This window comes from Spirosoma gilvum (genome assembly GCF_054776815.1).
Window position 1 is genome coordinate 478,950 of the sequence record NZ_BAAHBH010000001.1, and the last position, 20,009, is coordinate 498,958.

The window sequence follows — 20,009 nt, forward strand, 5'->3', positions numbered from 1 at the left end:
CGTATTGAGTTCATCCAAATAGCCTATCCGCATAATTGTATCGGCAAGTAACAAAAACTTTGGTAGTGTCGGGTCAAGTTTTTATTATTGTAACAAATTGTGACAATAATACGTAGAATCCTTAATTAACTTCAAATGAAAACCTTTTTAGTGCTTTCGCTTCTGACGACCCAACTGGCGTATCAGACCGTTGCACAGTCGACGGCCAGCCCGCAGGTCAAAACAGCAAATGGTGTAGTGGAGGGCTTAGCAGAGGCCAGCGGTATTCGCGCATTTAAAGGCATTCCGTTTGCAGCGCCCCCGGTGGGCGACTTGCGCTGGAAAGAACCACAGCCGGTTAAGAACTGGCAGGGCGTCAAGAAAACCGATCATTTTGGCCCCCGTGCCATGCAGCGGGCTATTTTTGGCGATATGGGTTTCCGGTCGGATGGTATGAGCGAAGACTGTCTGTATCTGAACGTATGGACACCCGCTAAGTCATCGGCTGAAAAACTGCCGGTACTGGTGTATTTCTATGGCGGTGGTTTTGTGGCTGGTGATGGATCAGAAGCACGGTACGATGGCGAAAGCATGGCGAAAAAAGGAATCGTCGCGATTACCGTAAATTATCGGCTAGGTTTATTCGGTTTTATGGCGCACCCCGAACTGACTAAAGAATCCCCGCATCATGCATCCAGCAATTATGGCTATCTCGACCAATCGGCTGCCTTACGTTGGGTGCAGCAGAATATTGCGGCTTTTGGGGGCGATCCGAAGAAAGTGATCATTGCAGGAGAATCGGCAGGTTCGGTTTCGGTAAGTGCCCAGATGGTATCGCCCCTGTCGAAAAATCTGATTGCCGGTGCCATTGGCGAAAGTGGGTCGTTGCTCGGTACGTTGCCACCATCGACCTTGTCGGCGGCCGAAGAAATGGGACTGAAATTTGCCGCTGGTGTTGGTGCCAATTCGCTGGCCGAATTACGGGCTATGTCGGCCGAAAAACTGCTGGAAGCTACGGCTAAGCCGGGTGTCCCCTGGTTTACGGCAGCTATTGATGGGTATTTCTTCCCCAAAGCACCGGCTGATTTATATGCAGCCGGTGAACAGGCTCATGTGCCCCTGCTGGTTGGCTGGAATTCCGAAGAAATGGGTTACCGCGCTATATTGGGCAAGGAAACGCCAACGGTCGAAAATTACACCAACGCGGTTAAGAAACTGTACAAAGAACAGGCCGATGAGGTGTTGAAGCTGTATCCGGCCACTACCGAAGAGCAGGTAATGCAGGCAGCTACGGATTTAGCCAGCGATCGGTTTATCGGCTACAGCACCTGGCGTTGGTCTGACTTACAGGTAAAAACGGGTGGCGGCAAACCCGTGTACCGATACCTATATGCTCGCCCACGTCCAGCCATGACGGCGGCTATGGGCAATGCAGCACCTGGACTAGCTGGTGGTGTTGTACGGGGTGGTGATGCATCGGCTATGAAAACGCCACCAGCTCGTGGTGCTGTTCACTCTGCCGAAATCGAATATGCGATGGGTAATCTGGCCAGCAACAAAGTCTATGCCTGGACACCCGACGATTATAAAGTGTCGGAAGTGATGCAGAATTATTTTGCCAACTTCATCAAAACCGGCAATCCGAACGGCCCTGGTCTTCCAAAATGGGCACCGGTAACGGGTGATAAGAATGTACCGGTTATGCGGATTGACGTGAAAACGCAAGGCGAAACCGAGCAACATCGGGCTCGCTACGTGTTCCTCGATCAACTGAGCACCAAACAGTAGAAACCAGTTTTTCTACCGAATTTAGTACTGGAACTTCCCGAAAGCGTTGAGCTTTCGGGAAGTTTTGTTTTGTAAGGCAGGTTTACAATCGACGGCTTATCATCTCGGCAACTTCCCGGCCTGTCTGCATAGCGGCATTGATGGACGGATAGGCGGTTTGATCGCCACATTGATAAAGGCAATCCGTCAATTGAAGAGGTTGACGAAGGACATTCGCTCCTGCCTGTTCTGGATTGTAAGTGGGCAATGCGTGGGGGATTGTATACGTCCGCAGGTGACGCCATTGCTGAACCTCATACCCAAACCAACCGCTTAATTCCTGTTGAATCTGACGGGTTAAGTCTGCTTCATCCCTCATGCCTACGCCTTGCGTGCTGACGGAAATAAGGCTTTGTTCATCGGGTGCATAAGCAGGGGCCACATCACTCATAATGGCAATATGATGAACAACCGAATTTCGCTGCGTATTCAGCATCAGGAGTTTCCTGGCTTTCTCAGGGCTGGGCGATTTCGGAGCCGAAAAATACGTGCAAATCGTCTGGTTGAAAGTTGGCTGATCATCACGTCCATTCACCGAGTCAGACTGACTACGAAGCGTAGCCGCCTGAGCACCATCGACAGCCAGCACAATAGCGCTTGCCGTCAGCGTTTTACCAGTGGTTAGTCGTACGGTATTACCCTCAATATGATCGACAGCACTGTTCAGCCAGATCTGCCCAGGGACTAATCGCTCAGCTAGCTGGGCTGTAATGGCTCCCATGCCTTTGGCTGGAACAGCGGCTTCTCCCTGAAAAAACATTCGAAAGCAGAACTCGAAAAAATTACTGGAGGTCGCTAATGCATCTTCCAGGAAAACACCCCCAAAAAACGGTCGAAAGAATCGTTCGATGATCTGATCCGAGAATCCATATTCCTGTAAAAATGCCTGTGTCGTGCTGGGTGTCTGGCGGAATAACTCATCGATACCAAGCCCCTGAGTCCGACGCATTAATTCGGCAATACGTACCTTATCACCAAGTGTACCAACCGATGAGGCCAGCGTTTGAAATACCGCAGTTGGTTCCTGTAGTGGGTTTACCAGCGTAATCCACTGCCCCTGATCATGAATGTGTGCCCCCGATCGAAACGGCTGAAGGTTAAGCGCTGAATAGTTGAGTAATCGTTGCGCTTCGGGATAAGCCGTCAATAGAATCTGAAATCCTCTGTCCAGTTGAAAACCATCGATCTGATCCGTGCGCATCCGTCCACCAACGCCATCACTGGCTTCCAGAAGTAGGGCATGAATACCGGCTTGTTTTAAATAAACTGCACAAGTCAATCCAGCAATACCAGCACCAACAATAATAACGGGCGAATCAATACCTGACGAATCAACGGACATTGTAAAAGGATTTAGTTCTAAAAAACAACGTTCAAAGTTAATGACTGGACTCTCCTAATGGTCAAGAAGTAGTATCGTTGTGGTACTTTTTTAATAAAAATAGTATATTTCAAATTTAATAAAAAGTTAAAACTCTGATAATCAAAGCATATTATTTTATGGTACTTGCTTTTTTTTAGAAAACGTTAATTTTGCGGCAGCTTCCTGAGTTATAACCACATGAATCTATTGGTTGTTGATAATTTCGATTCGTTTACCTACATGCTGGTCGATTATTTGCAGCAGGCAGGAGCCGTATGTCGAGTTGTTCGAAACAATGAATCGTGGGAACGATTGACAGCCACTTCGGTTGATGCGGTCGTACTTTCGCCCGGACCGGGAGTGCCGAAGCAGTCAGGAAAGTTGATGGAGGTGATTCACTATTACCATCAGCGAGTTCCTATGTTGGGTGTTTGTTTGGGGCATCAGGCCATTGGTGAATACTTCGGGGCTACGTTAAGACCTGCTCAACGGCCGATGCATGGTAAAGTTTCGACAGTTCGGACGCTCGTTGATGATGTGCTATGGCAGGATGTTCCCGACGTGTTTGATGTGACTCGGTATCATTCACTCGTCTTAACCGATATGCCTGATTCGCTGGCAACAATAGCCGTAACAGACCAGCACGAAGTGATGGCCATGCGTCACCGAGCTTTGCCAATTTGGGGAGTTCAGTATCATCCCGAAGCAGCCTTGACCCAATACGGATTACAACTAATCAAAAACTGGAGCCACTTTGTAACAGTTTATCATAAAAAACAGATTTTACCACAGCCTTAACCAACCAATACGATGAGCTATAGCATTAAAGAAGAAGCCGGTTTTCGATATGTCGACGAAGGAGAAGGGGATGTGTTGCTGTTACTGCACGGTCTGTTTGGTGCACTTAGCAATTGGGATAGTGTAATTACTACCTTTTCTGGGCGATACCGGGTCGTTATTCCTTTGTTGCCAATCTATGAAATGCCCCTTCGCCAGGCTAGTTTAGAAGGACTGGTCGCGTATATCGAAAAATTCGTGGTTCAGAAAGACCTGCATAATATGGCGTTGCTAGGTAACTCTCTGGGCGGCCATCTGGCTATTTTATACACCTTCAAAAACCCTGATCAAGTTCGTGGACTTGTACTCACAGGCAGTTCGGGATTATTTGAGAATGGGATGGGTGGCTCATTTCCGAAGCGCGGTAGTTACGACTACATTGCCGAGCGGGTGGCCTATACGTTCTATGACCCGAAAGTAGCTTCAAAGGAACTGATCGACGAGGTATTCGAGATAACCAGCAGCATTCCTAAGTGTATGAGCATTGTGGCGATTGCTAAGTCGGCACAGCGGAATAATGTGGCTAAAGATTTATACAACATTCAGGTACCAACGTTATTAGTGTGGGGCTTGAACGACACCATTACACCGGCTGAGGTAGGGCACGAATTCAACCGGCTGATCAAAAATTCAGAATTATACTTCATCGATAAATGCTGTCATGCACCCATGATGGAGTGCCCCGACCGATTCAATGAGCTGTTGGATAACTGGCTTGCCCGGCACTTTGTTGGTGAGTTGGTGGAGTAGTTGATTGTTAATTAGTTGATAGGTTCGTCGGTTAATTAGTTGGCTGGTTGAGTAGTACAGTAGAAAAGAAAGTTAATTAATCAACGAACCAATTAACTAACTACCCCGCCAATTAATCAAAATTTGAACTATGGAAGTTTTTCTGTAGTTTTCTGGCAACAGTTTTCTGTTTAAATACTACACGCAACGTATATGCTGGCTGCCGAATTAATAGATCCCATGCTTCCGGCTTTGAAACCGACCGATTCGGTTGCACAGGCGCTGGATTGGATGCAGGAACATCGCGTCGGGCAACTTGCTCTAACTAGTGAGGGTGAGTACCGGGGCATTGTAAGTGAAGAATTGTTGCTGGATGCGGGCGATGATGAGCAACCGGTGGGGGCAGTCATGCGGCTGTTTGAGCAGATGTACGTGTTGGAAGACCAGCATTTGCTCGAAATTTTAGGCACCGTGCTTCAACATCAGATGGAAATAATCGCCGTGCTGAGCGAAGGTCGGGAGTTTGTCGGCACCATTTCTGTCAATGAGATGCTCAAGCAGTTTGCACAGGAATTAGGCGTGCAGGACGTTGGGGCCATATTGATCCTGAACCTCAACGAGCGGGATTACTCCATGGCCGAGATTAGCCGTCTGATCGAGTCTAATAACGTCAAAATCATCAGTAGCTACTTTACGAGTGCGGCTTACGGTATGCCCGACCGGTCCCGTTTGACTCTCAAACTGAATCGGCGCGATATTTCACCCGTTATCTCAACGCTTGAACGCTTTGGTTACCAGATTGAAGCCGCTTTTGCCAATGCCCCTGTTGAAAGCATCGATCAGGAGCGACTCGATTCATTGCTTCGTTATTTAAATACGTAAATTAGCATCGGGTGAAGGGCATGGGGCAGAGGATGAGCTTTGCCCCATGCCCTTCACCCGATGCCCTCTGTTCTTTTTATGAAAATCGCCATTCACGGGCGCAACTTTCCCGAATCGGCTCGTCCCTATATCCAGTCCATGTTTGAGGAACTGGCCCGCCGACAAGCTATAGTAATCATATCACGAGGCTATCGTGAGTTTCTGGATAATGCGGGCGTTGCCCACTACAGTGAAGAAACCTACACCGTTGAAGAGGGAGGTGTTACCGACGCCGACTTTATCTTTAGCCTTGGTGGCGACGGAACACTGCTGGATGCTGTCACTCACGTAGGGGCCCGGCAAATTCCGATAGTAGGCATTAATATCGGTCGGTTGGGATTTCTGGCTACAGTCGCCCCCGCGTCGGTACGGCTCATGATCGACGCGCTCTTCAATGAACAATACAGCATTGACGAACGGACCCTGGTGAGTGTGCGGTCAAATCAGGATATATTTGGTAGCCTGCCTTTCGGCCTGAACGATTTTACCATTACCCGCACCCAAACCTCGTCGATGATTACGGTGCATACCTACCTGGATGGTGAGTTCCTGAATTCCTACTGGGCCGACGGGCTCATTGTATCGACCCCATCGGGATCAACCGGCTATTCGTTAAGTTGCGGAGGGCCAGTGTTGTTACCCCATACCGATAGCTTCATAATTACGCCTATTAGTCCGCACAATCTGAATGTTCGACCGATGATTGTGATGGATTCCTGCCAATTTGCCTTTGAAGTAGAAAGTCGGAGTGGAAACTTCCTGGCAGCGCTGGATTCGCGTTCGTTTACGGTAGAAACCTCCGTTCGGATCAGCCTTCAGAAGGAGGCCTTTAAAGCGAGACTGGTCAAGCTCAAGGACGATAATTTCCTGAATACCCTTCGAAGTAAACTCAACTGGGGCTGGGATATTCGTAACTAACGTACCAAACTGTCGATTGTTGATACAAGGGTACTTTTATTTTTTCAAACCCTCCGATTCGGCATTTGTGGCATAATTTTTACGGAAGAATGCCAATAAAAGTAACAAGCTGGCCGTTTCGGAATTGGCTGGCTTATGGGGATCAGCCAAGGTTGATTCATGTATTTTGAAACTTATGATTAACTACAAGCAGTTGGTAACAAGCGTTACGGCAGTGTGTTTGCTGGTAGGCATTACTACAGAACTCTCCGCTCAGCGACGGCCCAATCCGCACTTTGCGCCTTATTCGGCCGTTTCATTTGGCGTCGGGACGTCTACGTATTTTGGGGAATTGAATCCGTATAGCGTTCCCTGGAAATCCATGTTTAACTTGCCCCGCTGGAATGTTGGATTAGGCTATACGCGCTATTTCACCCCCCGCTTTGCGGCTCGGGCTATGTTTACCTGGGCACGAATGGTGGGCGATGATTACTCGTTTAGCAAGAGCAATCCCGATAAATTTGCGCTTCAATATGTTCGGAATTTACATTTTCGAAACGATGTAAAGGAGTTTTCGATTACAGGAATTTATAACCTGATTCCCGAAGGACGAAACTCCGATGTACGACCAAAAATTGTTCCTTATCTGTTTGCCGGTCTTGCCCTGGTTGGTCATAGTCCCGAAGCGTTAACGCCAACGGCAAGCTATAGTTCGAGCCAGCAATACACGCCAGGCACGTGGGTGAAACTTCAGCCATTGCATACGGAAGGACAAGGGCAGCCTGGGTATCGGAAACCGTATTCGCTAGTGACTGGAGCTATTCCAGTTGGATTAGGGGCTCGATTCAAACTGAATGAGAGCTTTAACATAGGGGCAGAGATTAGCTACAGAATGACCTTTACCAATTATCTGGATGATGTGGGGGGAACATATGCTAGTCCTGACGCTTTGCAAGGCTTAGCGTCTATTATGGCCGACCGTCGGAATGAACCGGATGCCGCTCGGGTCAACCAGGCGCGTGACCCGGATCTTCAGCAACTTCGTCAGTCCGATCCTCAGTATTTTGCTATAGGGGCCCGTGGGGGAGGTGCCGAAAAATTTCCGAGAGACGGGTATGTATTGACCCATTTCTCAATTCAGTATATTATACCGGCAAAAATCAAGTGCCCACCTGTTAAGTAGGTTTATGCTCCGATATGCAATACATACGGCCCGACTGGTACTAGTCGGGCTTTTTATCAGTCTTAGTGCGCAGGCTCAGAAATTTGAAATTGGAGGAAGTCTGGGTGGCATGCTTAGCAAGAACGATGTAACCCCTTTCCTGAATCCGCGATTTATTAGTCCGGCTATCGGTGGTTTTTTGCGCTATAATGTCAGCCGGTCGTTTTCAATGCGGTTGGGCGGTTCTATTGGGAAATTTCGTGGCGAAGACAGCTACAGCAACAATTCGTTTCAACAGGCTCGTAACTATTCGTTCAAGACGAATATCAATGAGCTGTTTCTGGATGTAGAATACAATTTTCTGAATTATAAACCTGCTCCCAAAGCAAAGAACTGGACGCCGTACATTTTCGGTGGACTTGGCTTATGTAAGTTTAATAATGACGTCATTCGTGCGGGTGGCGTAGTCACCTATCCGTTAGGCATTGGCGTTAAGTATGAAATCAAACGCCCCTGGAGCATCGGTCTGGAATTCGGGACACGATTTACCAGAAATGATTATCTGGATGGGCTGGGTGATTTGACGTTCGGTAAGGCAACAACAAAAATAACTCAGGGTAATCCGTCCTTGACCGACAGTTATACTTATACAGCGATCACCCTCAGCTACACTTTTTATAAAATAGTCTGCCCGTAACCAATACGCATCTATAGTGGGTTAAATCTTGGCTACAGCCTTTAGTGTCTATTTACGTTACCCCTAATTGCTTCACGTAATGTTTTCAACACACGAATCTATGGGAATGAGTAGTAAAGCTTCATTTCCAATGCCTTTACGTGTATATGAAAAATCTGAAGAAACGACTTCGCCAGGGGGAAACGCTTAATGGGTGTTGGTTAAATCTGGGAAGTTCACTCACCGCCGAAATCGTTGGGCAGGCAGGTTTCGACTGGGTCCTGATCGATCTGGAACATGGCGCCGGTTCAGAAAAGGATGTTCTGTATCAGTTGCAGGCGCTTGAACATACGTCGGCAGGCGCTATTGTGCGCGTCGAAAGTGCCGAAAGCCAGCGTATCCATCGCGTGCTGGACATGGGCGCTGAAGGGATCATGTGCCCTAAAATTGCTAATCCGGACGATGCCCGAAAAGTCGTGAGTGGCTTGCATTATCCACCATTCGGAAGTCGGGGTGTTGCCAAAATGGTACGGGCAACCGGATTTGCCCAGCAGTTTGACCAGTATTACCAACAGGCGCAGGAAACCATTTTGGGTGTCGTTCAGATCGAAACCGTTGCGGTCCTGAATCATCTGGACGAAGTGGCCAGTATTGATGGTGTCGATGTACTGTTCATTGGCCCGGCCGACCTGTCGATGGAGTTAGGGATTTTCGGCCAATTTAATCACCCTCGGTTTAAGGAAGCTGTCAAAGCAACCGTTGAGGCCGCTCAAAAAGCCGGGAAAGCCACAGGAATTCTCTTCTTTAATCCCGACGATTATCAGCTCTATCATGACCTGGGTATTCGACTGATTGCCTGCGGGGCCGATGCTACGTTTGTGGCCGACGGTGCCCGCAATCTGGCCAAGAAACTGGATACATTCCGGTCAATTTATAAATAGTTTTCTATTACGGTTTTCTGTTTTCAGTTGGCTGACGCATCATCGCTTTCGCGTCAGCCAACTGAAAACAGAAAACAGAAAACGGAAAACCTTACTATAACCATTCCTAACCTCTTCCTGAATGACTGACCCTTTATTAATCTTAGCTGTTGGTGTTGTAATAGTGGTTGGTGGGATTATTGGCCTGAAACTTCACCCTTTTCTGGCTTTGCTATTGGGTGCCTTTGTGGTAGCTCTAATGACGCCCGCTTCGGCCATTGAGCAATTTGCCATTGCCAAAGGAACTGCTCCAGCGGCTGCCGCAGCTTTGGCGAAAAAGAATATTGGTGAACGTATAGCCACAGAATTCGGCGCTACCTGTGGTAAAATCGGCATCCTGATTGCTATGGCCGCTATCATTGGCAAATGCATGCTCGAAAGCGGAGCTGCCGAACGAATCATCCGATCCATGCTGCGGCTTACTGGCGTTGAGCGGGCACCCATAGCGTTTCTGGTGAGTAGCTTCTTTATCGGCATTCCGGTTTTTTTTGATACGGTTATTTTTCTGATGATGCCGCTGGCAAAAGCCATGACCTTGCGAATTGGTAAAAACTACCTGTTGCTGGTACTTTGCATTATGGCCGGAGCCGCAATGGCGAACTCACTGGTTCCGCCAGCGCCAGGACCCTTGTTTTTGATCGGCGAAATGCATATTCCGATTGGCATGATGATGATTGCCGGGACACTTGTAGGTCTTGTGACCATCACAAGTGGCTACTTTTTTGCGCTCTGGGCGAACAAAAAATGGCCTACGCCCCTGCGTGATGCGATGGACGCTCGGCTGGAGGATATTAAAGCCATTGCCGCCAAAGAAGATAAACACTTGCCTGGATTGGGTGTGTCGCTGCTACCGGTCCTTATTCCACTCGTTTTTATTTGTGCCGATACTGCCCTAACCGCTATGGCTACGCCGGGTGTTCCCCTGACCGAATCACCGTTTTTGCTGAAATTGATAAGTCTGGTCAAGTTTTTTGGTGATAAAAATATTGCCGTTGTTTCGGGGGGGATTGTTGCCTTACTCATATTAGCTCGGCAAAAACAGAGTGGCAAAGAAGGACTGACTCCGTTTGTTCAGGCTGCGCTCATGAGTGGGGGAGGTATCATTCTGATTACCGCTGCCGGTGGTGCATTCGGCGGCATGTTGCAACAAACGGGCATCAGCGCTCGCATAGCCGATATGACCAAAGACTATCAAATGGCGCTGATTCCGATGGCATTTTTTATTGCGGCTGTCGTTCGAACGGCGCAGGGGTCAGCCACAGTGGCGTTAATCACCGCTTCGGGCATTCTGTCGGGTATGGCCAGCAATGCCAGCCTGGGTTTTCATCCGCTTTATTTGGGGTTGGCGATTGGCTGTGGCTCTAAACTGGTTCCCTGGATGAATGATGCCGGTTTCTGGATCGTCTGTAAACTTAGCAACTTGACTGAGCGGGAAGCCTTAAAAACAATTTCTCCACTTCTGGTCGTCATGGGGCTGACCGGACTTGTCGTGATCATGATTGCCGCAAAACTGTTTCCTCTTGTTTGAATGATTGAATTGTTGAATGATTGAATGAAAGTATAGTGTTTAAGATTCAATTATTCAATCATTCAACAATTCAATCATTAATTCTTTCACTCTTTGCATATGGAAAAAATAGGATTTATTGGATTGGGTATTATGGGCAAACCGATGGCCCTGAATTTAATCAAAGCCGGTTATCTGGTAGCGATTTTAGATGGAAGTAAAGCAGCGCCAACACTGGTAGAGGCTGGAGCCCAGACGTATTCGACCAGCAAAGCGTTGGCCGAGCAGTCGGATGTCGTGATCACCATGTTGCCCGATTCGCCCGATGTCGATCAGGTTGTTAATGGGCCGGATGGTGTTTTGGCGGGTATTCAATCGGGGGCTTTGTTTATCGACATGTCGACCATTGCACCGGCCACGGCTCGTGGGATTTACGACTCCATGCAGGCGAATGGTGTAGAGGCTCTGGATGCGCCAGTGTCGGGTGGTCAGGTGGGGGCCGAATCGGCTTCGTTATCCATAATGGTCGGTGGCAGTGAGGCAGCTTTTAACCGGGCCTTGCCACTGTTTCAGGCGATGGGTAAAAACATTGTCCATATTGGCGAGCCGGGTGCGGGACAAACGACCAAAGCCTGTAATCAGATGATTGTGGGCATTACCATCCAGGCTGTGGCTGAAGCCTTTGCGCTGGCTTCCAAAGCGGGCGTTAACCTCGAAAAAATGCGGGAAGTGCTGTTGGGCGGATTTGCGCAAAGTCGCATTCTCGACTTACACGGCAAACGCATGATCGATCGGAATTTTAAGCCCGGTTTTAAAATCAAGCTACATAAAAAAGATATGGGTATTGCCCTGCAAACCGGTGAAGAATTTTCGGTGCCGCTGAAAGGAACGGCGCTGGTTGCTGAGCAAATGGCAGCGGCCGTCAATCAGGGCAATGGTGAGTTAGATCATAGTTCCTTATTGCTGTTGCTGGAAGAATAAGTGCTGTTGATGTTCTAATCCCTTGACCAGATATGAATCGTCAGAATTTTATCCGAATGATGACCGTGGGGGCTGTGAGCCCAACGGCTCTGGTAACGAAATCGGCACAGGCTGAGTCGGTAAGTAAACCGAAGAAGGTACTGATGAAAGTCGGTTGCCAGTCGGGCGGAACCACGAAGGAAAATCTGGAGTTCAAAGCCCGGCACGGTGTCTATAATCTGGACGGTGGGGCACCCAAAACGATTCCGGGTAAGGGGTGGGACTTAACCGATTCACTGGCGAAAAAAGAAGCCTGTGTAAAGTATGGGATCAGTCTCGACGCCTACCATTTTCCCCTTGAATCATCGGGTATCGACCGGGCTCAGTATCCGAACATTATGCTTGGTAAAAGCCCTGAGCGCGATCGAGAGATTGAAATTCTTCAGCAGATGATTGAGGTGGCGGGTAAAACGGGTATTAAAGTACTGAATTACAATACGACGATTTTGCCTGTATTACGAACCGGCAAAACCCTCGATCCGAAGCGAGGCAATGCGGAGTACAGCACCTGGAATTATGAAGCAGCCGTAAAACGGAACGATCCAAAAACCATAGCCGGAGACGTGTCGATCGACCAGATGTTCGAACGGATTACCTACCTGCTCGACCGACTCCTGCCCGTTGCGAAAGAGTATAAGGTAAAGCTGGCTAATCACATTGCCGATCCGCCCACACCTGTCGGATACCGGGGAATCACGCGCTGGAATAGTCCGAACGTGTTTGAGGGCATTCAACGGTTTGCCAAATTGTACGATAGCGAATACCACGGATTCAATTTCTGCATTGGTTCCATTGCCGAAGGGCTGAACGATCCGAAGAATGAAATTATCCCGATTATCAACTGGGTGGGCGAACGAAATCAGATCTTCAATGTGCATTTACGGAATATCAAAGGTGGCTGGAACAACTTTCAGGAAGTGTATCCCGATAATGGCGATATGAATTTCCTGCACGTTGTCAGAGCCTTACGCGATGTTGGCTACTCGGGTATGGTGATGCCCGACCATGTGCCCTCGCACGCTGACCCGGCCAGCAGTTTGCAGGCGTTTGCCTTTTGTTATGGCTACATCAAGGGGTTGATTCAAACCGTAGCCGATGATGTGTAAATTTTTCGCTGACAAAACTAACTCTTCCTATGCCCTATAAAACTGGCCCCAGAATCAAGGAAATTCAGATTACGCCTATTGCCATTGTCGATCCACCACTGCTGAATGCGGCTGGCTTACATGCCCCGTATGCGCTACGAACCATTGTAGAACTGGTTACGGACGATGGTATTTCGGGCATCAGCGAGATTCCGGGCAATAAAGATATAGATGTAGCCCTGGCAGAGTCCCGCGATTTACTCATTGGTAAAGACATGTTCCAACTGGCCGAAATCCGGCAGGCACTGGTCAATCGATTTGGAACCGAGACCACTGCGCAACGGGGCGAAACCCCTTGGGATCAGCGAAAACTCGTCCATATTTTCAGCGCTATAGAAGTCGCCTGTCTTGATATAATCGGAAAAGTAACGGGCCGACCTATCGTTGATCTGCTAGGCGGCAAAATGCGCGATCGGGTTCCGTTTTCGGCTTATCTGTTTTATAAGTATGAAGGCGCGGGTGGCGAGTTTGGCTTAGGCCTTGATCCATCGGCTCAGGGATGGGCGGCTGCCCGGCAGGCTGCGGCACTTGATCCGGCGGGTATCGTAGCACAGGCTAAAGCTATGTGTGCTGAGTTTGGCTTTCAGTCGATCAAGTTAAAAGGCGGTGTATTCGAGCCCCAGCAGGAGGTCGATGCGATGTTTGCCTTGCATGAAGCCTTTGGCCCCAATGTGCCGTTGCGCGTCGATCCGAATGCGATCTGGACGGTAGAAACGTCCATAAAATACGGCAAGATGATGGAGTCCATTCTGGAATACCTCGAAGACCCAACGCGCGGGCAGGCCAACATGGCCGAAGTACGGAAAGTGCTGAAGACGCCACTGGCGACGAACATGTGTACGACTTCGTTTGATGATATTCCGAATAGTATTGCTATTGGCTCTGAGGACATTATCCTGAGCGATCACCATTTCTGGGGAGGTCTTCGGTCGTCCATGATGCTGTCGGCTATCTGCGATACGTTTGGTCGTGGCCTGTCGATGCATTCCAATAGTCACCTGGGGATTTCGTTGGCGGCAATGGTCCATCTGGGAGCGGCCTTGCCTAAACTACCATATGCGCTCGATACCCATTATCCGTGGCAGTCGGATGAAGTGATTGTAGGAGGTCGTATTCCCTTTGAGGAAGGCACCGTAGCGGTACCACAAGGCCCCGGATTGGGCGTTGAACTGGATCGGCAGGCACTGGCTAAACTCCATCAGAATTACCTCGACTGCGGCCTGACCAAACGTGACGACGAGACCGAAATGCAGAAAGTACAACCCGGCTGGAAATTTCAGGCGGTACGTTGGTAATCGTCATTCATCCCGGAAAAGTCCAGATTCATCGGGCTTGATTGGGGGTTCATCGTCTTTGATTTTCAGGCTTGTAGGTCCGGCGGTAGCTTTGTTATGTTCAAATTAGAAAAACAAACAACAACGTCTACAAGCCATGAAAAAAGTACTTGCCCTGATGCTGGGACTGGTAGCTGGAACCGCATCGTTCGCTCATTCATCTGTTAGTACATCGTCGGTTGCCGACACCCGTCTGGTGATGACAGCCGATCATAAAATCAAACTCTATGTTCAGCCACTTCAGACTAAGGGGCAACTTGCCATTCGCGACGCTAATGGTCAGGAACTCTACAACTCGACAGTCTCTCTTCAGAAAGGGTTGAGCCAACAGTTCGATTTCTCTGATTTAGGCATAGGTACCTATCAATTGACGCTCACGACAGAAGAGGGAACGCTGACCAAGACATTTGTGGTGCAGGCTAACCCCCATGAGAGCTTCGTTATGCAGGAGTTGTAATACCCCTACCGGGCCTTCTTGGCCTGGGCTTCCACAATCAATTGAAGATTTGCGTTCTCGCGGGTAATGTGCGTGTAGCTGCCCTTACCCGCCTGGGCTAATTTTTTGAGATTTTGCCCATTGATTTCATTCCTGCCAAACGTGAAGATCGTCAGGTAAACATCCTGATTACTGGCGTCACGAACGAGCTGATACACCTCGTCGCTAACCGGAAATTCGCCATCAGTTGCTAGAATGATACGGTTGTTGCCAGCCCGAACGTAGTTCTTATCGGCCACTTTATAGGCTAGCTGAATGCCTTTGTTCCCGTCGGTATCACCGTCCGACCGAAGTTGGTCGATGGTGCGGGCAATTTCGTCGGCATTGGCTCCCGATGTCGGTTTTAGCGCTATCCGCGCTTTCCCCGAATAGACCACAACCGAAATCTTATCTTCAGGACGGATAATCTTCAGCAACGATTTGATCGACGTTTTCAGGAGCGGCAGTTTATAGGGTGAATCCATCGAGCCTGATACATCGACGAGCAACACCATGTTGTTCGTCGCGAAACCTTCCAGTGAATTGACAACGTTTGGCTGACCCGGCCGATCCACAAAGACGGTATCAACTTTCGTGTTATTAACATACACCGTATCGTGCTGGATAATCGTTTTACTCACCGTTACGGTTGAACTGCTCAGCGGGGTATCATTGGCCCTGACAGGTTGATCAACCGCCTTTTTAGGCTCTTTTACAGCTATGTCTGTAGTGGGTTTAAGCGCTGGTTCGACTGGCGTGACGGGTTTAGCGGATAGATTTGCCCGCCGGAAAGCCAGCAGATTCGGTTGATTGATGGTCTTGAGTACGTCGACTTTAGCCAATTCGCTGAATTGGTTGTAGTAATAGGCTAACTGATTGTTATAGAAATAATAAAACGATTCATACGTATTGGCTACCGATTTGGTCGAAGGGCGCTGAGCCATTTCGGCAAATCTGATTGAGTTTTCGGCCAGGTCTTCGTAGGGTGTATAGGGGCATAAGCCATTGTTACGTCCTAACCGTTGCAAACCTTTCAGGTTCTTAAACTCATTGACAATCAGGTTACGTGCTTCGGTCTGAACGGCCTCGGTTGCCGGGGACTGAGCCGCTTCGCCCTGTAAATACGCTTTTATGCCAAACAGCACATCCTTGTTCAGATCCATTAGGTGGAGCATGGCCTTGCTGGATACATTCCAGGGGTCGTTCGGCTTTTTCAGCGGATAACTTTCGTGGATGCGCCGAACATCTACATACAATCGCTCTTTTTTCCTGTCGAATACATCAAACAGGTAGGCGTATCGGTCCAGGATTTCGTCGGAGCGTTTCAGGTGATCCTGTTCGTATTGCCGATTGCTGGTGTAGTTGATCAGCTCAATACTAAGCGCATCCATTTCTTTCAGAATAGCTAATAGCACATCGGCTTGTCCACTGATCGAAGCTCGGTAGGCTGTAGGAATCTGCGGATTGTTGATCTGAAGCAGCTGGTGTTCAGAAACAGGAACTTTAAAATCGTTGTGCGAATACGTTAACTGGCTCCGGCGACTGCTGCGGGCTGGGTCGCGGTAATACTCGGCCGATGACTGGTAATTACGAACCAGCACCTGCATGTGGTTCATCTGCCGCAAGCCTTCATTGATAAACTCAACATACGCGTTCAGGGCTCCGAAGGTGGCCGTAGTGGCGGGTGTAGCAGCCGGTTTGACTGTAAAAGCAATAGGAGAAACATCCCGAAAAGCCGATGAACCCGATTGCTTTACGGTAACAGTGGGCGCATCGATCACAAAAACGGGGGCGTACTTAGGGTAATCCAGTAAGTGGATGGCCGACTTACTATAATTGACAAACTGCTGATACCAGCTTACCAGGTCGTTGTTGTAATAGTTGAGGTACGATTTGTAAAAGTCATTGTCGTGCCGAACCGATTGCCGGGCGGCAAAATTATAATCGTCGACCGCCTGTTTTTTCAACGATTGAATGGAGCGAAGTCCGGCTTGGAACGAACCCATCATATCTGATGCGGGGTAGGCAATATGTCTCTTCGCTTCACCCAGGCCGACTAACAACTTTTCATCGGTCAAAATGCTTTGCTGTACCAAGTCAACAGGCCAATGGGAAGGATCTTTTTCGTTCAGGAAATACGACAATGTATCGAGCAACTCCTGTTGACTAAGCAGCACCTGCTCCATTTCCTTTTCGGTGTAGAGATACGCATCCGTAGCGCGGTAGGGCTGGTATCGTCGGTATACCCGCTGAATCTGCTTGTATAGTGAGTCTTTGCTCTGGCTGAATTGGGTTGTTAGGCTCTGGAAATCGGCAATCAGGCTATGGGCTTGCTTGAAATTATCCCGTTGATAATCCTTCAGTCGGTCGTACGTTTCCAGCGCTTTGGCCGTTTGGTCAACTTTATTCAGAAGTTTCCAAAGAGCCTGGGCGCTGGTTTTCAATCGCTGTTTTTCAGCGTCCGTAAGGGCCTCGTTGGCGATTGCCTTTTTATAATAATACTCTTCCAGTATGCCTGATGGCGACATTCTGGGGAAAAATTGAGTATGCGACTGATTCGCAACCATACTGGCATGATACCCCTGTATACGCTGAAAACGGTCAGTTACCTCATCGACAGACTGATTAAGGAAAGCAACGTACTGGTTTAAGGCTTGCTGGGGCGTTTCGCGCAAAGCCTGCCCACTTGCAAACGCAGCCGAAAAGATCAGAAACAAACAAAGATAGGTTTGCATAAACGACGACCGTGTACCGGCCAGACTATAGCTATCAAATTACGGGGTATTGACCGTAGAGAACGTAAAACGTTGAGTGAATGGATTGAAAATTAGTAGTGTCCAAGTAACGCGGGTGGAAACCCGCGATTACAATCAATTGTCGCGGGTTTCCACCCGGGTTACTACGGGTCCTGACCATAGGGAACCAGCCGGAACCGGTATCGGATGCTCAGTCCGGAAGGGTCTGGATGTTCGGGGCGTGGGATAGGTGGTATCCAGGCCGACCATTCGGTAGACTGGGCCGGACGTTTGGGCAATTCCATCTGGAAAAGATTCTCCGTTTGGCCTACGTCGACTAGTACACCCCAGTCGGCAACCCGATGTAAATAGGTAAACCAGGGCAGAATAACAGCATCGCCTTCCTGACGAAGCTTTTCTGTTTAATAATACGTTAATCCTGATTCGGCAAATCGAATCCCGACTGTCTGATCAATGGGCTTGCCGTGTAACAAGGCTTTGTTGGCACGTACTTCAATATCCAGGATGGCATTGTGGTCGGCGTAATTTAGCTCCCAGGGTTGGGTGTCGGCATACATGAACCATGCAATCAGCCAGCCAACGACCAGTACGCCATCGGCGATCTGAATTTGACGCAGGTACCCTTTTGAAATCAGATAATGAGTAAGAAAAGCCGTCAAAATAAGCGCAGCAATAGCGGCTCCTGTGCCGATAAACAAACCTCCGTAGCCAGCAGCAATACTATCGTCTGAATTGCCACTCTTATGCGTTCCCCATACCGACCAGGCCCCCGCCAAAAAGAATAGCGGGGCTATGCAAAGGCTTGTAATCAGTATCGTTAAGAACCGTTCCATAAACTTTATATTTACTACTTCAAGTTTTAGGCTTCAAGTTTCACGTTGGCCAGCTCAAAACTTAAACTTGAAGCTTGAAACATTCTTTATTCCGCACTCAGGTTGAGGATTTCGTTAATGAGCCAGCGATTGTTCCGTTTTACCAGTCGGAACTCATAGTCTTCCAACAGAAAGAACTTCACGGTGGCCCGGTTTCCGTTGACCTTTACTGAATTAATTTTCAGTGTTTTCAGGGAGTCCATTTGCGATTCAACATCCTGAGTCAGCATCACCAGATCGTATTCGAAACCAGTGGGCGGCCCTTCGTTCTGGTGGGAAAGCTGGAAACCCTCCTGCCGTTCCTTAAAATACGTCCGCCATTCGGATAGAAAGCTATCGGTAAGCCGCTGGCTGCTTTTCAGATAGGAGAGGTAGCGTTCGGTATTGGCAAAATTCACGGTATAGACCTTGCCCGGTTTTTGATCTACTAACTGAATTTTACTGATCGGCAGCATATTGGTTTTGTACCAATTGAGGAAGTCGACAACGGTTTGCCGGACAGTGGTTAACTCGGTAGGAGGAGTATGAGCAGTCACCGACGTCGATAGAAGGACGAGTTGAATTAGTGCGATCGTGGCAGTGCGCTTGAACCTGGTTTGTGTTTTCATAATGCGAAATTGATGGTAGCGAGACCTGAGATCCAGTCAGAATCAACAACCAGTGGCTTTGAGATAATAATGCGCCTATTTGCTGACATAATTGGCCACGGACGCAGTGAGTAGTGTATAGACACAAAGTCACTTTACTAGATGATCGACACTAAAATCCAGCAAACTATGCATCTGCAAAAACATCAGCTCATCGTATTCCTTGGGGTTGCTATCGCCCTGGCTGTTTCCTTCCGCCCCGCCCAGAAGAACAAACTGGAAGGAGCCTGGCGTTTGACAGAATCGTCGGGAGCAACTACTATGCTCACATTGGCTGACAACTACCTGATTCAGACAACCTACGAACCCACTCGCTTTATCAGTACGCGTGGAGGAACATTTCGACAGGAAGGCGATAAACTGAATCTGATGGTTGAGTTCGATACACAGGATAGCAGCCGGGTTGGACAAGCCGAAACGTATCAGATAGCGATCAACAACGGGCAATTGCGGATTAATAGCCCTACTGGCAATCGAGTGTTTAAGCAACTGGAGGAATCGCCGACACCACTTACCGGCCTTTGGCGAATAACGGGCCGGGCCAACGATGCAGGACAAATGACAACCATGCAGCGCGGATCACGAAAAACCATTAAGTTATTGACGGGCAGTCGATTTCAGTGGGTTGCGGTTAACCCGCAAACGAAACAGTTTTCCGGTACGGGGGGCGGTACTTATACACTGAAAGATGGCAAATACACCGAAACGATCGATTTATTCTCGCGGGATAATAGCCGTGTCGGCCGTTCACTCACATTTGGGGCCGATATTCAAAATAATGAATGGCATCATACCGGCCAAAGTTCAACGGGAGGGGCAGTGAATGAAATTTGGAGCCGAGAGAAATAGTGGAATTTTATAGAGCAAGATGAATAAATGCTG

Annotated in this window: 19 protein-coding genes; 14 read left to right on the forward strand and 5 right to left on the reverse strand. The window is 48.7% G+C overall.

Translation table 11 applies throughout. The features are described 5' to 3' along the window. Positions 1-135: 135 nt before the first annotated feature. Positions 136-1,767 carry a carboxylesterase/lipase family protein gene (locus ACYVFD_RS01905; protein WP_461087970.1) on the forward strand — a complete coding sequence of 544 codons (1,632 nt, stop codon included), beginning with the start codon at positions 136-138 and terminating at the stop codon, positions 1,765-1,767. An 82-nt stretch (positions 1,768-1,849) separates the two neighbouring features. Here the strand turns inward: ACYVFD_RS01905 and ACYVFD_RS01910 are convergent, their stop codons facing one another. Beyond that, entirely contained in the window at positions 1,850-3,148 is a 1,299-nt protein-coding gene (locus ACYVFD_RS01910; RefSeq protein ID WP_461087972.1) for a protoporphyrinogen/coproporphyrinogen oxidase, read from the reverse strand. A gap of 219 nt (positions 3,149-3,367) precedes the next feature. On the opposite strand from ACYVFD_RS01910, the gene ACYVFD_RS01915 reads away from it, so the two are divergent. The 12 genes from ACYVFD_RS01915 to ACYVFD_RS01970 all read left to right on the forward strand — a co-directional run bounded on the left by ACYVFD_RS01915 (position 3,368) and on the right by ACYVFD_RS01970 (position 14,834). Beyond that, entirely contained in the window at positions 3,368-3,967 is a 600-nt protein-coding gene (locus tag ACYVFD_RS01915) for an anthranilate synthase component II (RefSeq protein ID WP_461087974.1), read from the forward strand. A 12-nt stretch (positions 3,968-3,979) separates the two neighbouring features. Then, positions 3,980-4,756, forward strand: coding sequence for an alpha/beta fold hydrolase (locus tag ACYVFD_RS01920; RefSeq protein WP_461087975.1), 777 nt, complete (start codon positions 3,980-3,982; stop codon positions 4,754-4,756). A 192-nt stretch (positions 4,757-4,948) separates the two neighbouring features. Continuing rightward, positions 4,949-5,617 carry a CBS domain-containing protein gene (locus tag ACYVFD_RS01925; RefSeq protein ID WP_461087977.1) on the forward strand — a complete coding sequence of 223 codons (669 nt, stop codon included), beginning with the start codon at positions 4,949-4,951 and terminating at the stop codon, positions 5,615-5,617. 78 nt (positions 5,618-5,695) lie between these two features. Continuing rightward, positions 5,696-6,574 carry an NAD kinase gene (locus tag ACYVFD_RS01930; RefSeq protein WP_461088604.1) on the forward strand — a complete coding sequence of 293 codons (879 nt, stop codon included), beginning with the start codon at positions 5,696-5,698 and terminating at the stop codon, positions 6,572-6,574. A gap of 175 nt (positions 6,575-6,749) precedes the next feature. After that, positions 6,750-7,736, forward strand: coding sequence for a hypothetical protein (locus ACYVFD_RS01935; protein ID WP_461087979.1), 987 nt, complete (start codon positions 6,750-6,752; stop codon positions 7,734-7,736). A gap of 4 nt (positions 7,737-7,740) precedes the next feature. Continuing rightward, entirely contained in the window at positions 7,741-8,412 is a 672-nt protein-coding gene (gene porG, locus ACYVFD_RS01940) for a type IX secretion system protein PorG (protein ID WP_461087980.1), read from the forward strand. Between the two features lie 146 nt (positions 8,413-8,558). Further along, complete coding sequence (locus tag ACYVFD_RS01945; RefSeq protein WP_461087982.1) at positions 8,559-9,332, forward strand: HpcH/HpaI aldolase family protein; 774 nt, start codon at positions 8,559-8,561, stop codon at positions 9,330-9,332. Between the two features lie 121 nt (positions 9,333-9,453). Continuing rightward, entirely contained in the window at positions 9,454-10,899 is a 1,446-nt protein-coding gene (locus ACYVFD_RS01950) for a GntP family permease (RefSeq protein ID WP_461087984.1), read from the forward strand. A 99-nt stretch (positions 10,900-10,998) separates the two neighbouring features. Then, positions 10,999-11,859 (forward strand): 2-hydroxy-3-oxopropionate reductase, encoded by an 861-nt coding sequence (locus ACYVFD_RS01955; RefSeq protein ID WP_461087986.1) that lies wholly within the window; start codon positions 10,999-11,001, stop codon positions 11,857-11,859. A 32-nt stretch (positions 11,860-11,891) separates the two neighbouring features. Beyond that, positions 11,892-13,004, forward strand: coding sequence for a mannonate dehydratase (locus ACYVFD_RS01960; protein ID WP_461087988.1), 1,113 nt, complete (start codon positions 11,892-11,894; stop codon positions 13,002-13,004). A gap of 29 nt (positions 13,005-13,033) precedes the next feature. After that, complete coding sequence (locus ACYVFD_RS01965; RefSeq protein ID WP_461087990.1) at positions 13,034-14,338, forward strand: enolase C-terminal domain-like protein; 1,305 nt, start codon at positions 13,034-13,036, stop codon at positions 14,336-14,338. Positions 14,339-14,474: 136 nt separating this feature from the next. Beyond that, positions 14,475-14,834, forward strand: a complete 360-nt coding sequence (locus ACYVFD_RS01970) for a T9SS type A sorting domain-containing protein (protein WP_461087992.1) — start codon at positions 14,475-14,477, stop codon at positions 14,832-14,834. 5 nt (positions 14,835-14,839) lie between these two features. Here the strand turns inward: ACYVFD_RS01970 and ACYVFD_RS01975 are convergent, their stop codons facing one another. The 4 genes from ACYVFD_RS01975 to ACYVFD_RS01990 all read right to left on the reverse strand — a co-directional run bounded on the left by ACYVFD_RS01975 (position 14,840) and on the right by ACYVFD_RS01990 (position 19,088). Continuing rightward, on the reverse strand, positions 14,840-17,587 hold the full coding sequence (locus ACYVFD_RS01975; RefSeq protein WP_461087994.1) for a VWA domain-containing protein: 2,748 nt from the start codon (positions 17,585-17,587) through the stop codon (positions 14,840-14,842). Between the two features lie 164 nt (positions 17,588-17,751). Continuing rightward, positions 17,752-17,892 carry a hypothetical protein gene (locus tag ACYVFD_RS01980; protein WP_461087996.1) on the reverse strand — a complete coding sequence of 47 codons (141 nt, stop codon included), beginning with the start codon at positions 17,890-17,892 and terminating at the stop codon, positions 17,752-17,754. A 117-nt stretch (positions 17,893-18,009) separates the two neighbouring features. After that, complete coding sequence (locus ACYVFD_RS01985; RefSeq protein WP_461087997.1) at positions 18,010-18,441, reverse strand: hypothetical protein; 432 nt, start codon at positions 18,439-18,441, stop codon at positions 18,010-18,012. An 86-nt stretch (positions 18,442-18,527) separates the two neighbouring features. Further along, positions 18,528-19,088 (reverse strand): hypothetical protein, encoded by a 561-nt coding sequence (locus ACYVFD_RS01990; protein ID WP_461087999.1) that lies wholly within the window; start codon positions 19,086-19,088, stop codon positions 18,528-18,530. 168 nt (positions 19,089-19,256) lie between these two features. Between ACYVFD_RS01990 and ACYVFD_RS01995 the strand changes: the two genes are divergently transcribed. Then, positions 19,257-19,976, forward strand: coding sequence for a membrane or secreted protein (locus ACYVFD_RS01995; RefSeq protein ID WP_461088001.1), 720 nt, complete (start codon positions 19,257-19,259; stop codon positions 19,974-19,976). Positions 19,977-20,009: the final 33 nt, after the last annotated feature.